We start from the raw sequence: 15078 nt of genomic DNA on the forward strand, positions 1-15078 counted from the left end.
AACCCTTCACCACAGCCCACCGGCTCATCCACCAGCCTATGTCTCGCGTCACGCTCACCGCCGCCTTCGTCGCCCTGCTGCTCGCCGCCCCGCTCACGGCCCAGGATCCCGCGCCAGTCGTCACCAAGATCACCGCCGACTTCGGCTACGTGCAGGTCAGCGGCAACACCTCGGTGACCACCACGAGCGTCGGCCAGAAGCTCACGCAGTCGCGCGGAAAGCTCTCGTTTGAGCAGCTCGTGAACTTCGTGTACGGTGAGCAGAACGGCGTACCAAACACCAACTTCCTGAAAGCCGGCGTTCGTGCCGACTACCGGCTCGCGGGCCTGTTCTCAGCCTTCGCCAGCGTGGCCTTCGACCGGAACACTTTCGCCGGCATCGAGCGCCGCTTCGAGGAAAACCTCGGCTTGGCCTGGCGCGCCGTCGGTACCGAGCGCGACACACTCCGCATCGAGGCCGGTTTCTCGGTCACGCAGCAGGTCTCGACGGACGGCACCGAGAGCGACTTCCCCGCGGGCCGCGCCGCGCTGGCCTACCGGCACTACTTCACGCCGCGCTCGTATTTCATCCAGACCGCCGAGGGCATCCCGAACTTCAAGACGCCGGAAGACTGGCGCGTGAACGCCGAGTCCTCACTCATCGCGCCGATCTCGGCGCGCATCGGCCTCAAGGTCTCCTACGTGGTGCGCTTCGACAATCTGCCTGAGCCGACGTTCCAGAAGACCGACAAGATCTTCACCACCGGTCTGCAGATCTCGTTCTAAAGTTCGGCGTGCCCACCCACGGCGCGCGCGTGGCCGCGATGGGAGGGATCAGCCCGCGGGCCGGCCGGCTGACCGCCGAGTAGATGTTGCACCCGTAACCCTGCGGGGCATCTCCCTACGCGGGCCGCGGAGTTTTCCGCATTGCCGGCGCGTTGCGGCGGCGCAATGTTCGGTCAACGCCTGACCGAACCCTTATGCTTGCCATCGCCGAGCCTCTCATCCACCGCTACGACGTCTCCGGCCCGCGGTACACGAGCTACCCGCCGGTACCTGCGTGGGAGCCGGACTTCGCGGTGGCGCGCTGGGCTGAGGTCCTCCAAGACGTACCCGCCGCCGATTCCTTCGCCCTCTACGCGCACTTCCCCTTCTGCGCCAAGCGCTGCCTGTACTGCGGCTGCAACGCCATCGCCTCGTCCCGCGCCGCCAAGATCGACACCTACCTCGACGACTTCGCACACGAGTTGGCCCTGCTGACCGATGCACTCGGCTGGGGACGGCCGCTGCGGCAGATGCACTGGGGCGGCGGCACACCGAACCTCCTCAGCGCCGCGCAGACCGAACGCGCGTGGCGACTGCTCACCGATGCCTTCGCGTTCGCTCCAGATGCCGAGCTCTCCGTCGAGGCGGACCCGCGTGTGGTGGCACCGGGCCAGTTGGCACATTACCGCGACCTCGGCTTCTCGCGCATCAGTTTCGGGGTGCAGGATCTCGACGCCGAGGTGCAGCACGCAATCGGGCGCATCCAGCCACTGCCGTTGGTGCAGGACGTGGTCGCGCAGTCCCGTGACGCCGGATTCAACGAGATCAACCTCGACCTCATCTATGGCCTGCCGCGGCAGACGATGCGCAGCGTGGATGCGACGCTGGACGCCGTGCTGGCGCTCGACCCGGATCGCCTGGCGACCTTTGCCTACGCGCACCTGCCGGCGCAGCGCCCGCACCAGCGGGCCATCGCCGTGGATGCGCTGCCCGGCACGTTGGAGCGCGTCACGCTCTTCCGCCACATCGTGCAGCGCCTGACTGCCGCCGGATACACTTGGATCGGCTTCGATCACTTCGCGCGGCACGACGACCCGCTCGCGATCGCACAGCGCGAAGGGCGCCTGCACCGGAACTTTATGGGCTACACCACCGACCCCGGCCCGCATTTGCTCGGCGTGGGAATGAGTTCGATCTCGGAGGTCAACGGGACCTTCGCGCAGAACGCGGCGACACTCACGCCCTGGAGCGATGCCGTCCGCGCCGGCTCGCTGCCGGTCGTCCGGGGCCACACGCTCACCGACGACGACCGCACCCGCGGCGGCATCATCAAGCAGCTGCTCTGCAACCTCGAGCTGCCCTACGCGATGGTGCCGACGGCACTGATGGCTGCGCTCGCCGCCGTGAAGGCCACCGCCGCCGACGGCTTCGTCACGCTCGAGCCCGACCGCCTCGTCGTCACCGATCTCGGCCGCTACTTCCTGCGCAACCTCTGCCTGCCCTTCGACGCCTATCTGCCGAAGCGCGCGAGCGACCGGGTGTTCAGCCGGACGCTGTGAACGACGCTCAGGGCCAAGGGAGCGGCAAGACGGTGTAGCGCGTGCGCTTCGTCGGGTCGTCCTCGCCGTCGAAGAAGGCCTCGATCTCCCGCACCGCCGCCTCCCGCAGCGCCTGCTCCGCGACCGACGGCACCGCCGCCTGTCCCTCGAGCCGCTTGCGCAGCGCGTCGAGATGGAATGCCACCACCTGCCGCACGTCTGCCGCCGCCCTGGCATCGCCCGCGCGGTCGAGCATCGTGTTCAGGACCACGCGGCGCACGGCGCGCTGCAAGGCCGCCTGCGACGGCGTCTGCGGCAGCGGCGCATACCAGGTGCGGTCGAGAATCGTCTGCATCAGTTGGTCGAGGTTCATCTGCTGCGGATCGCGCGCGAAGAACAGCGACACGCGATTCATCCGCTCACGCTCCATCAGGCCCTCGATCACCTCGGTGGCGAGCCCGCCCGCGAGGGCAACCTGGTCCACCGCCGTGCCGGCGCGCGGGAGCCAGTCGTAGCCCGCGTCCCCGCCCGGCGGCACCGGCGGAATCAGGGCCAGCACGCGCTCCGGCACCTCCAACTGCGCCGGCTGCAGCGCGTCCAGCGCCAGCGTCAACGCCCGTCGCTGGTCGCCCACGCCAATGACCGTGGTCGGCGCCTGGCCGTCACCGCGCATCGCGTAGCGGAAGTCCATTCCGCCCACGTATTTCACGAGGCCCTCGAGGGAGTAGCGATGGTGCAAGTACACGTGCAGGAAGCGCATCGAGAGCAGGTACATCGGTTCGCCCGGCTGGATGGCGCGCTCGTCGAAGGCCTGCATCGCCACGCGCCGCACCGCCGCCGTGCGGTCGACCGCCTCGAACATCGTCGCGCCTTCCACCCAGCGCGTCGCGTCGGGAATCGACCCATCGGCGCCCGCGTGCTGGTCGCCGACGAAGCGCACGTTGCGGCGGATGCCCTCTTCGACGATCCGCGCCAGGCCCGCCGACTCGGCCTGCGCGTTCGGGTACCAGGTGTAGCCGTAGCGGATGGCCAGCGAGTCCCAGCCGCCGGCCATCGGCGCATAGGCCTGCGAGAGATCGATCGTGTTGTTCGCGCCCACGCTGATGAGCGGGAACGGATAGTCCATCACCGAGGAGCGGCCCTGCGCCGCCGCGATGAAGTTATGCGAGAGGCCCAGCGTGTGGCCGATCTCGTGCGCCGTGTGTTGGCGACGCCGTGCCATCGCGAGCGCCTCGGCCGACACACCCAGCCCGCGCGTGCCCGCCGCCGGCACCAAGCCCGCCCAGATGTTGTAGTCCACCAGCGAGCGGTACGAATCCATCCGCACCACCGTGCGCACGATCTCGCCGGTCCGCGGGTCGGAGAACGACGGTCCCACCGACGGGCCCGGCGCGTTGCGATGCACCCAGTACAGCAGGTTGTAGCGCGCGTCCATCGGGTCGGCGCCGGCAGGCAGGTCGCGCACCTGGAACGCGTTCTTGAAGCCCGCCGCCTCGAACACCGTGTTCCACCACATCCCACCCTCGCGGAAGGCCGTCTTATACGGCTCCGGGATTCCTGGGTCGAGGTAGTACACGATCGGCGTCACCGGCTCGGTGAGCACGCCGCGCTGGTACGCGGCAGGATCCCTCGGCACGAGGCGCCAGCGGTTGATGACGCTGCCGCGGTAGGTGCCGTCGAGCCCCTGCGAGAAGTCGAGGAATGACTGGCCGAAGAAGCCACTGCGCGAGTCACCGCGGCGCGGCGCGAAGCCCTGGGGATCCGGCAAAGCGACGATCGAATGGTGCAGCTCAAACACCGGCGCGCTGCCGTCGGCGGACCAGCGCCGCAGCGCCGGCCCCGCGTTGTCCACGTTAAAGGTGAGCACGGCGTGGATTTCGGCGTTGCGCGGGAAAGCCTTCGTGCGGCCTTCGTCGAACCAGCTGCGCTGCGCGTCCACGCGCGCCGTGCCCTGTTGGCTACGGCGGATGGCGTCGCCGACCCCGTAGGTATCGGAGAGGAAGAACCCGGTCGCATCCACCACAACTCGTCCATCGGCCTCGGACTCGATCGGGAACGACGCCAGCACCGAGCGCGGGAAGGCTTCCGCTGCCGCCCGCTGCCCGGCTGCGTCAGCCGCCGGGGCGCGCGAGACCTGGTTGTCCTTCAGCATCAGCACGCGTCGACCGCGCCGCTCGAAGCGGATGATCGACGTACCACCCGTCTGCCCGCGATCCAGTCCCAGCGCCCCCACCCCGATGCCCGTCGCCAGCACCACCTGGTGCATCAGGTCCTTGTCGAGCTGCGCCACCGGAATCTCCAGCAGCAGCTTGTTGCGGTCCGCGTCCACGCGAACGCCCACCAGCGGGGCCTGCGCCGCCAGCAGCGTGGAGGACAGCGCCACGAGCACCGCGGCACGCAGGAAGGGAAGGACACGCACGGCAGATCGCATTGTCTGGTCTGGGGTGTGAGGTGCGCTGATTCTAGTGTCCGCCGCCCGCCGACGCCATCGACAGGTCGATCCCCGCGACGGTCACGAGGATGTTGCGGCGCGGGGCGTCCGCGATGAACGACGCGATCACTTCCTTCACGTCGTGGTCGATGTACTCGCCCGTCCCGTCGATGATGACCTTCTCACCCTCCGGCACCTGGTCCAACATCGTCACGATGGATGGCTTGGACAGGAACGTCCCGTCGCGACGGAAGCGCAGCACGAGCTGCCCGCCCGGCGCGCGCTCCTGCACCACCGCGCCGCGCGAGTTCTGAAACAGCACGAACATCACGCCGACGATGATGCCGACGATCACGCCCTTGAGCAGGTCGAGGGCCAGCACCGCCGCGATGGTCAGGGCGAAGGGCAGGAACTGCGTCCAGCCCAGCTTCACCTGCGTCGAGAACAGCGCCGGCTTGCAGAGGTTGAGCCCCACCTGGATCAGCACGGCCGCCAGCGCTGCGAGGGGAATCTTGGTAAGCAGCGGGCCGGCGAACACCACCGCCAGCACGAGCAGCACGCCGTGCAGCAGGGCCGAGAGCCGCTCGCGGCCGCCGGCCGCCACATTCGCGCCCGAGCGCACGATTACCGCCGTGACGGGCAAGCCCCCGAAGAAGCCCGACGCCGCGTTGGCCGCGCCCTGGGCCAGTAGCTCCCGGTCCGGCGGACTCGTGCGGCGCAACGGATCGAGGCGATCGACGGCCTGCAGCGAGAGCAAGGTCTCGATGCCGCCCACCACCGCCACCGTGAATGCCGCGACCCACACCCCCGGCATCGTCAGGCCGGCAAAGTCGGGGCGCGGCAACGCTTCATACAGCGCGACGACACCGCCCAGCGGGACGTCCACCATCTGCAGCGGAGACAGTCCAAGCGTCGGGTTGCCGGCGAAGACCACGCCCAGCACGCTCGTGAGCACGACGACGATCAGCGCCGGCGATAGGAAGGCAATCTTGCCCATCGGCGTCTTCTTCCAGCCGTACAGGATGACCAGCGACAGCGCCGTGAGCAGCGTGGCACCCACGTGAAACTGCCCCGCGATGTCGAACAGCCCGCCGGTCGCACCGAAGGCGGCCGGCAACTGCTTCCAGATGATGGTAATCCCGATGGCCGCAAGCATCCCCTTGATCACCGATGACGGCACCAGTGCCGCGTAGCGACCGGTCTTCAGCACGCCCAGCGCGATTTGGATGACCCCCGACAGCAGCACCGCGGTGAGGAAGAGCTCCAAGGAGCCCAGCGCCGCGATCTCGGCGATGACGATGGCCGTGAGGCCCGCCGCAGGTCCGGTCACGGACAGGGCCGAGCGGCTGATCCACGGCACCACGAGGCCACCGATGGCACCGGCCACCAGGCCAGAGACGGGCGGCACCCCGCTGGCTACCGCGATGCCAAGACACAGCGGCAGCGCCACGAGGAAGACGACGATGCCAGCGACGATGTCCTGGCGCGGATACTTGAACATTGTGGATGTGGGCATACCAAGAATTTACGCGAGTGCACGGGCGGGCGTTCGATTTTCTGCCGTGACCATTCGAGACACGAAGGCCCCGGCGCGTCGCGCGCCGAGGCCCGTGTGCATCACGACATCCTATTTAAGTGCGCCAGTGGCATCGCGTTCAGCGATTGCCCTCGACAGGCCGTGGAAGCACCGAGGGATCGACCGCCGCCCGATGCGCCAGCAACTGCGTCACGAAGCGCTGCCCCTCGCCAATGCGCTCGACCTCGATGGCGGTCGTCTCGACGGCGCGGTCGATTGAGTCCAATCGGGTCGTCAGCTCCGGCGAGAGCGAAACGGTAACCGCGTGCTTCTTCCACAGCCGCCTCGCGTACGCGATCGTCAAGGGCAAGACCACCACGAACACCAGCGTCAGTCCCACCGCCAGGAACGCCTCGACCTCCGAAGCATCGCGCTCCGCCTGCGTGCGGGCCCGCGCCCCAGGCACGGCGGCGGCCTGTGCCTCGCGTAGCTGCGCGTCCGCCAACTGCTGCTGCAAATCGAGCACTTGGATGTCGACGACCTTGAGGCGCCCTTCGATGCCCTCGCGACTCACCCCGGAGACGCCGGGCTCGCGCAGTTGCTGCGCAAGTTCGTTGCGCTTGTTCTCCGCAGAGCGGAGCTGCTCGCGGATCGTATTCCGGTGGAGTTGCGCCGCATCGTACATCTCGCGCGCCGTGTAGGGCCCGCCCGCTGCGGGCGCCTGGGTGACTGCGGTTGGCGAGGTCGGACTGCCACTGGGGGCTTGAGGCGCGGCCGGGGTCGCGGGGGTCTGCTGGGTCACGGGTCGGTGGGTGAGGGGTCCGCAGCTAGGCGAGCCTACGGCGCACCCTCCGCCGAGGATTCGCCCCGCTCAAATCTGGCGCTCCAACTCGGTGGCTTCCGTCGCTCGACCAGTGCGTCGCAGCAGCCCCGCCAAAGCCTTGGTGCTCTCCACGATGTTCGCGTCCCCGGCCGGAAGGGCGGCGCGGCGGATCGCCAGGGCACGCCGATACGCGGCCTCGGCCGCCCGGTGGTCGCCGCGCCCTTCGAGCACGCCTCCCAGGGCGTGCAGCGTCACGGCAATCGACGGGTTCCCGGCCGCCAGTCGCTTCTCCTTGATCGCCAGCGCGCGCCGCAGCAGCGGCTCGGCGAGGTCGAGCCGACCGAGCTTCCACTGGGTCTCGCCGATGTTGTTGAGGATCAGCGCCATATTGGGATGCTCCGCGTCCAACGTGCGCTCGTAGATGCCGAGCGTGCGCTCGTAGTGGCGCAGGGCGTCCGGGTAGCGCCCCAGCGAGAAGTACAGCGTACCGAGGTTGCTCAGCACGCTCGCCAGTTCGGGATGGTCGGGTCCGAGCGTCGCCTCGCGCACCTCAAGGCTGCGGCGCAACATCGGCTCTGCCTCGGCCAGCCGGCCCTGCGCCCAATACACGATGCCCAGTCCCATCAGGTCGCGCGCGAGGCGGCGATCGTCGGGGTCCAGCAGCGCGTCGTCGATGCGGACGACGCGGAGGAAGAGTGACTCCGCCTCGACGAGCCGCCCCTGCCGCCACTTCACCAGCGCCAGCGCGCCCAGCACTCGGGCGGCCTCGAGGCTGTTGGCACCGTGGTCACGCTCTCGGACGGCGAGTGCGCGAACGAAGTGCGAATCGGCGGCCGCGAACTGCCCGAGGGCGCGCGTCGCCTGCCCCAAGGCGTAGTACGTGTCGGCGAGTTCGCTGGCCCCGGGCGCAAGGATGGCCTCGCGCGCCTCGCGCGCGGCCTGCAATTGCTCAATCGCCTCGGGAAACAACCCGAGCGTGAGGTATGCCGAGCCGATGGTCTGCAGGATGCGGCCGCGCTGCTCCGGCTGTCGCGCGAGCTCGGCACGCGCGCGCGTCGCACCGCGGGCCAGCAGTTCGCGGGCCGTGACGTCGCGGGCCGGCGCTGCGCCGCCCAGTTGCTCGGGATCGAACTCGGCGAAGAGTCCCACGACGAAATCCGTCACCGACTGCGCCGCTGCCGCTTCGGTGGCCGCCACCTGCTCGGCCCTCGTCGCGCGCACCAGCCCCACCGTGGCGAGCACCGCGCTCACGGTGAGCGCGGTGATCACGAGGGCCGCCGTCGCCACACCGACACGGTGCCGCCGCACGAACTTGCGCACGCGGTAGCGGGCCGAAGGTGGCCGCGCGCCCACAGGTTCGTCCGCACGCGCCCGCTGCAGGTCCAGCATCAGGGCATTCGCCGTCGGATACCGCCGCGCGCGCTCCGGCTCGAGCGCGCGCAGCACGATCCAGTCTAGGTCGCCCTGCAGTTCTCGCGCGAGGCGCTCGACGTCGGTGCGGCGCAGGTGCGCGATGGTGTTGCGCTCGTACTCGAGACTGCGCAGGCGCGCGCTGGGCAGAGGCACCTGCCACTCGCGCGAGGCCAGCCGCACGAGGAAGGCGTGGTAGCCCATCACCTCCGGCTCCATCGGAAGCTTGCCGACGAGCAGTTCGAAGAGGATGACCCCGAGCGCGTAGATGTCCGAGCGCGTGTCCACGTCGAGGCCGGCGCCCTCGGCCTGCTCCGGGCTCATATACGCGGCGGTGCCCAGGGCCACGCCCGCGTGCGTGATCAGCGTGTTCTCCGTCAGCCGGCGTCCCACGGCCTTGGCGATGCCGAAGTCGATGATCTTCGGCCGAGGCTGGCCGTCCTCCTCAACGACGAGGATGTTGCTCGGCTTGAGATCGCGGTGGATGACGCCCTTCTGGTGCGCGTGCTGCACCGCGAGGCAGACCTGGATGAACAAGTCGATGCGCGCGTTCAGCGGGAGTCGGTGTGCGTCGCAATAGGTCGTGAGCGGCAGGCCGCGCACGAGTTCCATCACCACGTACGGCAGGCCCTGCTCGGTCTCGCCGGCGTGCAGCACCTTGGCGATGCCGGCGTGGTCCATCATCGCCAGCGCCTGGCGCTCGGCATCGAAGCGGGCGATGACCTCGCGGGTCGCGAAACCCGCGCGGATCACCTTCAGCGCGACGCGGCGCTTGACGGGGCCAGTCTCGTCCGCCTCGTACACGACCCCCATCCCACCCTCGCCGAGCAGGCCGAGGATGCGATAGGGGCCGATGCGCTCCGGAATGTCGGGCGTGGCGTCCGTCAATCGAGATCGATGATGATGTCGGGATCGATCACTTCGCGCCGCTGCGAGCCGCCGGGGCCCGGGCACATCGCGTAGATGTTGTAGCGGTGCTCCCCGCGGGCATTCGGGCGCATCCCGCGCGCCTGGGCGGGGCGCTCGCGGTTGCCCCTCATATTGCCGCCCGTCCACGGCCAGCGGTACAGCGGGCCGCCGCGCTTGGGCACGATATCGATCTCACTGACGTCCGACGCGGGGTCAAGCGCCCAGTCGATGTCGTCGCCGTGCTTCACACGCGTCACCCACGGCGTGACGGAGCGCGTTCCGGCGCACTGGAACAGCACGGTGACCGTCACCGTCGCGCGCAGTGCGTCCGGTGCCTGTCGTGGGACCGGACGAAGTCCGGCGAGGGCGACGATGACGAGGACGGGCAGGAGGATGGCGACAGCGAAGCGACGCACGGGACCTTCCGGATGAGGGTGCTAGACGATGCGGGCCAGCCGCCTGTGACGCAAGTCACACCGGCGCGAACGTATACCTTTGGAAGAGCGTTACGCCCATAGGCCGCCGATGTGCGCGCCCGTTGCCCAGACTCCTCCCCACCCCGCTATGTCACGTCCTGTCCGCCTGTTGCTGCTCCTGACCGCCGTGGCGCTGTCCGCCCGCAGCGCGGTCGCCCAAACGGCTGCACCCGCAGCGGCCCAGCCGACCCCCGAGATCTACTTCCGGGCCCCGGCCGACGGCGCTACCGTGCCACGCACCTTCCCGGTGCTCTTCGGCCTGCGGAACTACGGCGTGGCCCCCGCCACCGTGAACTTCCCGCGCACCGGACACTTCCACATCCTCATCAACGTCGAGCCGCCGGCTACCGGCGAAGTCATCCCGGGCGACTCCCTGCATCGCCACTACGGGCTTGGCCAGATCGAGACCGAGCTCACGCTGGCGCCGGGCAGCTACACGCTGCGGCTCGTGCTCGCCGACCACGAGCATCGGGTGATCGGCCCGGCACTCAACTCGCGACCGATCCGCATCACCGTGCGCTGAGCCCGCAATGGCCTTCTACCTGAAGCTCTATGCGGCCTGCATCGGCGCGTTCTTCGCGCTCGACATCGCCTGGCTGGGCTTCGTGGCGCGCGGGTTCTACCAGCGGCAGATGGGGCACCTGTTAGCCGAGCAGACGAAGTGGGGCGCGGCCATCGCGTTCTATCTCATCTATGTGGCGGCGATCGTCCTGCTCTGCGTGCTACCGGGAATCGAGAAGCAGAGCCTCGGCCGAGCCGCCGCGCTCGGCGCGGTGTTCGGCTTGGCCGCGTATGCGGCCTTCGACCTCACGTCGCTTGCGCTGCTCAAGGGCTTCCCGAGCGGCGTGGTGCCGGTGGACCTCGCCTGGGGCGTGATCCTGACGGCCAGCGTGGCCACTGCGGGGACCTGGGTGGGGCTTCGCTTCCCGGGCTGAGGCTCCTCAGCCCGCCCGACGCACCAGCGTGAGGATGGAGTACAGCGCCACCGCCTCGCGCGCCTGGTTCATCACCTCCACATCCCACTCCACCACGCCCTGCGGAATCCCGCCCTCCGGAGTGTCCTTGGCGGTCTTCTGCTTCACCGTCAGGCGCACCTGGATCGTATCGCCCGGGTACACCGGCTTGGTGAAGCGCAGGTTCTCGAGTCCGTAGTTCGCGAGCACCGGCCCGAGCGACGGCTCCACGAACAGCCCCGCCGCCGCCGACACGATGAAGTATCCGTGCGCGACGCGTCCCTCGAAGATGCCGTTCGAGCGCGCCTCCTCGTCGTTCATATGCGCGTAGAACTTGTCGCCCGAGAGCTCGGCGAACTTGACGATGTCGTCGAGCGTGATCGTGCGCGTCCCCGTAAGCAGGGTGTCGCCGATCTGCAACTCGTCGAACGTCTTCCGGAACGGATGCACCGCGTCCGTCGACTCCGTGGCACCCTTCGTCCACTCCCGTGTAATCGCCGTGAGCACGCTGGGCGAGCCCTGCACCGCCGTGCGCTGCATATAGTGCAGCACGCCGCGCGCTCCGCCCATCTCTTCGCCGCCGCCGGCGCGGCCAGGCCCGCCGTGCACGAGGTTCGGCAGCGGCGAGCCGTGGCCCGTGCTTTCCTTGGCGCTGTGCTTGTCGAGCACCAACAACCGGCCGTGGTACGGCGCGACGCCGAGCACGACCTTCTGCGCCGTCTTGGAATCGGACGTCACCAGCGAGCCGCAGAGCGAGCCGCGTCCGCGGCGCGCGAGCTCGATCGCTTCGTCGAGGTTTCGGTACGGCATCACGGTGTTCACGGGCCCGAAGGCTTCCACGTCGTGCGGCTCCGTCTTGCCCAGCGGGTCCGCGCAGTACATCAGCTCGGGCTGGTAGAAGGCACCCTTCTCCCGGTCAGCGCCCACCACCGCGAAGTCGCCGCCGCCCACCACGCGTTCCGCCGCCGCACGGATGCGCTCGGCCGCGAGTCCAACGTCCTTCACCTGTGCCTTGCTGGCCAAGGGTCCCATCCGCACGCCCTCCACGGCCGGATCGCCGACGACGGTCTTCTCCAAGCGCGCGCGAATGGCCTTGATGACGTCCTCCTCCATCCCCTCTGGCACGATCGTGCGACGCACGGCGGTGCACTTCTGCCCCGCCTTCACCGTCATCTCGCGCACGACTTCCTTGATGAAGAGGTCGAACTCCTCGGTGCCGGGCGCCGCGTCGGGCGCGAGGATCGCGCAGTTCAGCGAGTCCGCTTCCATATTGAAGCGCACGGCGTGCTCCACCACCGCCTTCGACTCCTTGAGCATCCGGCCCGTCGCCGCCGAGCCGGTGAAGGCGATGGCATCCTGCTCCGTCACGTGATCGAGCAAGTCGCCAGCCGAGCCGCAGATAAGTTGCACCGCGCCTTCGGGCAGGATGCCCGAGGCGACCATCTCCCGGAACACCGCCTCGGTGAGGTAGCTCGTCGCGGTCGCCGGCTTCACGATCGCGGGCACGCCGGCCAGCAGCGTCGGCGCGAGCTTCTCCATCATCCCCCACACCGGGAAGTTGAAGGCGTTGATGTGCATCGCCACGCCTTCGAGCGGCACGCAGATGTGCCGGCCCACGAAGGTCCCGCCCTTCGACAGCGGCTCGGTGGGGCCCTCGACGTGGAAGGTCTCGTTGGGGAACTCGCGACGCCCGCGGCTCGAATACGCGAAGAAGGTCCCGAAGCCGCCGTCGATGTCGATCCAACTGTCGGTCTTGGTCGCGCCGGTGTACGCGCTGATCGCGTAGAACGCGTCCTTGCGCTCCATCAGGTGCTTGGCGACGGCCTTGAGCATCGCCGCGCGCTGATGGAAAGTCAGCGCCCGCAGCTTCGGACCGCCGACGCTGCGCGCGTACTCGGCCATCGCCTTGAAGTCGAGCCCACCGCTCGACGCCTCGGCCACGGGCTCTCCCGTGACGGCGTTCAGCAGCGTGGTGGACTTGCCCGTCCCCTCGACCCACTGGCCGAGCGCGTAGTTCTTGAGCTTCATCGCGTACCCTTGGTCTGTTTCCAGGTCTTGAGCGCGTTCGATTGCGCCGGTCGGTCCGCCGGCACCTCGCGCAGCGGCTCGACTTCCGTCCAGCTCGCGCGCATCTGCGCGGGCAGTTGCTGGTACAGCGCCGTGCCCTCGCGCTTCCACGCGAGCATCTCGTCGCTGACGTCCTTCACGATCTTGGCCGGATTGCCCACGACCACGCTCCGCGGCGGGATCTGCATCTCCGTGGGCACGAAGCACAGCGCGCCGACGATGCTGCCCGCCCCGACGAGGGCGTTGTCCATCACCACGGCGTTCATCCCGATGAGCGCATCGGCGCCGATGCGCGCCCCGTGCACCACGGCGCCGTGGCCGATGTGCGCGCCGGCTTCGAGCACCACCGTCACGCCGGGGAACATATGAATGGTGCAGTTCTCCTGGACGTTGCAGCCGTCCTCGATCACGATGCCGCCCCAGTCTCCGCGGATGGCCGCGCCCGGGCCGACGTACACGTCCTTTCCGATGATGACATTCCCCGTCACGGATGCCTTGGGATGCACGAACGCGCTCTCGTGCACCACCGGGATGAAGCCGTCGAAGGCGTAGATGCTCACAGCTTACGCGCGCTCGAGGACGACGGCATAGCCCTGGCCCACACCGATGCACATCGTGGCCAGCGCGTAGCGGCCCTTGCGTCGTTGGAGCTCGCGCGCCGCGGTCAAGGCGAGCCGTGCGCCGCTCATCCCCAGCGGATGCCCGAGCGCGATCGCGCCGCCGTTCGGGTTCACGCGCGCATCGTCGTCGGCCACGCCAAGCTCGCGCAGGCAGGCGAGCCCCTGCGCGGCGAAGGCTTCGTTGAGCTCGATCACGTCCATCTGGTCCAGCGTGAGCCCGGCGCGCTCGAGCACGAGGCGCGTGGCCGGCACGGGGCCCATTCCCATCACGCGGGGCTCCACGCCCGCCGCCGCGCTCGCGACCACGCGGGCCAGCGGCGTGAGCTTCTCGCGCTTCACCGCCCCGGCACTGGCCAGCAGCAGCGCCGCGGCGCCGTCATTGAGCCCAGAACTATTACCAGCCGTCACGCTGCCCTGCCCGTCCTGCCGGAACGCCGGCTTCAGCTTGGCCAGTTTCTCCATCGTGGTGTCGGGCCGGATGAACTCGTCGTGCTGCACCGGCAGCGGGTCGCCCTTCTTCTGCGGGATCAAGACGGGCACGATCTCTTCCGCCAGGCGCCCGTCCGTGCGCGCCGCCAGCGCCTTCTGCTGCGATCGCAGCGCGAAGGCGTCCTGGTCCTCGCGGCTCACGTGGTAGCGCGCCGCGACGTTCTCGGCGGTCTCGCCCATCGAGTCGGTGCCGTGCGCCTGCTTCATCAGCGGATTCACGAAGCGCCACCCCAAGGCCGTATCGAAGAGCTGCATATCGCGGCCGAAGGGCTGGGCGCTCTTGCTGAGTACGTACGGCGCGCGTGTCATCGACTCCACGCCCCCGGCCACGTACACGTCGCCTTCGCCGGCCTTGATGGCCCGCGCCGCGCTCGCCACCGCGCTCAGGCCAGAGGCACAGAGCCGGTTCACCGTCTCGCCGGGCACCGACTGCGGCACGCCCGCCAGCAGCAGCGCCATCCGCGCCACGTTGCGGTTGTCTTCGCCGGCTTGGTTCGCGCAGCCGAGGATCACGTCGGCGATCTGCGCGGGGTCGAGCGCCGGGTGGCGCGTAAGCAAGCTGCGGATGGCGTGCGCCGCGAGGTCGTCGGGGCGGACGCTCGCGAGCGCTCCGCCAAGGCTGCCAATCGGCGTGCGGACGCCGTCGACGAGGAATGCGTCAGTCATCGATGGGGCTTCTGGGTGCGGTACACGGTGCCGCGGAAGTGTCCCACGGTCACGCCGTCCTGGTTCGTCACGGTGACGCGCGCGAATCCGACTCGGCGCGATGTCGTCTCCTGCTCGCCGACCGCCGTGAGCACGTCGCCCGGCTTCACGGCGGCGGGATAGCTGATGCTGCAATCGAGCGCCACGGAAATCTCGCCGCTCGCATTGGTGCAGAAGGCCAGCGCGGTATCGGCGAACGAGAACACGATGCCACCGTGCGCCGTGCCGAAGCCGTTGGTCATCTCGTCGCGGACGGTCAGCTGCAGCCGGCAGAATCCCTCGTGCACCTCGAGCACCTGGATCCCCAGCCACTGCGAGAACGCGTCCTGCGCGAACATCCGCGCGATCACGGCCTGCGCCCGGTCGCTGCCGTGCACCCCCGCGCCGGGCGCACCCAT

The 15078-nt window shown here is 69.2% G+C and carries 13 protein-coding genes; 4 read left to right on the forward strand and 9 right to left on the reverse strand.

All coding sequences use genetic code 11. The annotated features are described in order from the left end of the window. The first annotated feature begins 38 nt into the window (after positions 1-38). Together KF689_09315 and hemN are read left to right on the forward strand one after the other, a co-directional pair. Entirely contained in the window at positions 39-764 is a 726-nt protein-coding gene (locus KF689_09315; protein MBX3133567.1) for a DUF481 domain-containing protein, read from the forward strand. Positions 765-958: 194 nt separating this feature from the next. Next, positions 959-2302 carry an oxygen-independent coproporphyrinogen III oxidase gene (gene hemN / locus KF689_09320; GenBank protein ID MBX3133568.1) on the forward strand — a complete coding sequence of 448 codons (1344 nt, stop codon included), beginning with the start codon at positions 959-961 and terminating at the stop codon, positions 2300-2302. Between the two features lie 7 nt (positions 2303-2309). On the opposite strand, the gene KF689_09325 is transcribed toward hemN, so the two are convergent. The 5 genes from KF689_09325 to KF689_09345 all read right to left on the reverse strand — a co-directional run bounded on the left by KF689_09325 (position 2310) and on the right by KF689_09345 (position 9786). Continuing rightward, a complete protein-coding gene (locus KF689_09325) occupies positions 2310-4712 on the reverse strand; it encodes a zinc-dependent metalloprotease (GenBank protein ID MBX3133569.1) in 2403 nt (800 codons plus the stop codon). A gap of 31 nt (positions 4713-4743) precedes the next feature. Further along, positions 4744-6228 carry a SulP family inorganic anion transporter gene (locus tag KF689_09330; protein MBX3133570.1) on the reverse strand — a complete coding sequence of 495 codons (1485 nt, stop codon included), beginning with the start codon at positions 6226-6228 and terminating at the stop codon, positions 4744-4746. 139 nt (positions 6229-6367) lie between these two features. Beyond that, positions 6368-7030 carry a hypothetical protein gene (locus KF689_09335; GenBank protein ID MBX3133571.1) on the reverse strand — a complete coding sequence of 221 codons (663 nt, stop codon included), beginning with the start codon at positions 7028-7030 and terminating at the stop codon, positions 6368-6370. Positions 7031-7099: 69 nt separating this feature from the next. Beyond that, the gene (locus tag KF689_09340) at positions 7100-9349 is read right to left on the reverse strand and encodes a serine/threonine protein kinase (protein ID MBX3133572.1); all 2250 of its coding nucleotides are present in this window, start codon (positions 9347-9349) and stop codon (positions 7100-7102) included. Continuing rightward, positions 9346-9786 carry a hypothetical protein gene (locus KF689_09345; GenBank protein MBX3133573.1) on the reverse strand — a complete coding sequence of 147 codons (441 nt, stop codon included), beginning with the start codon at positions 9784-9786 and terminating at the stop codon, positions 9346-9348. The genes KF689_09340 and KF689_09345 overlap by 4 nt, the downstream gene beginning before the upstream one ends. A gap of 148 nt (positions 9787-9934) precedes the next feature. Here KF689_09345 and KF689_09350 point away from each other — a divergent pair, with 148 nt between their 5' ends. Further along, positions 9935-10369, forward strand: coding sequence for a DUF4399 domain-containing protein (locus KF689_09350; GenBank protein MBX3133574.1), 435 nt, complete (start codon positions 9935-9937; stop codon positions 10367-10369). A gap of 7 nt (positions 10370-10376) precedes the next feature. Beyond that, positions 10377-10781, forward strand: coding sequence for a DUF2177 family protein (locus tag KF689_09355; GenBank protein ID MBX3133575.1), 405 nt, complete (start codon positions 10377-10379; stop codon positions 10779-10781). 6 nt (positions 10782-10787) lie between these two features. Here KF689_09355 and paaZ read toward each other — a convergent pair whose 3' ends face one another. The 4 genes from paaZ to KF689_09375 are packed head-to-tail and all read right to left on the reverse strand — an operon-like array spanning position 10788 to position 15078. Beyond that, the gene (gene paaZ / locus KF689_09360; GenBank protein ID MBX3133576.1) at positions 10788-12827 is read right to left on the reverse strand and encodes a phenylacetic acid degradation bifunctional protein PaaZ; all 2040 of its coding nucleotides are present in this window, start codon (positions 12825-12827) and stop codon (positions 10788-10790) included. Beyond that, positions 12824-13420, reverse strand: coding sequence for a transferase hexapeptide repeat family protein (locus KF689_09365; protein ID MBX3133577.1), 597 nt, complete (start codon positions 13418-13420; stop codon positions 12824-12826). Before KF689_09365 ends, paaZ begins: the two co-directional genes overlap by 4 nt. 9 nt (positions 13421-13429) lie before the next feature. Continuing rightward, the gene (pcaF, locus tag KF689_09370; protein MBX3133578.1) at positions 13430-14641 is read right to left on the reverse strand and encodes a 3-oxoadipyl-CoA thiolase; all 1212 of its coding nucleotides are present in this window, start codon (positions 14639-14641) and stop codon (positions 13430-13432) included. Further along, positions 14638-15078: a hotdog fold thioesterase gene (locus tag KF689_09375; protein ID MBX3133579.1), complete on the reverse strand. Its 441-nt coding sequence runs from the start codon at positions 15076-15078 to the stop codon at positions 14638-14640. The genes pcaF and KF689_09375 overlap by 4 nt, the downstream gene beginning before the upstream one ends.

It is taken from the genome of Gemmatimonadaceae bacterium (assembly GCA_019637355.1).
Classification (GTDB): Bacteria; Gemmatimonadota; Gemmatimonadetes; order Gemmatimonadales; family Gemmatimonadaceae; genus Pseudogemmatithrix.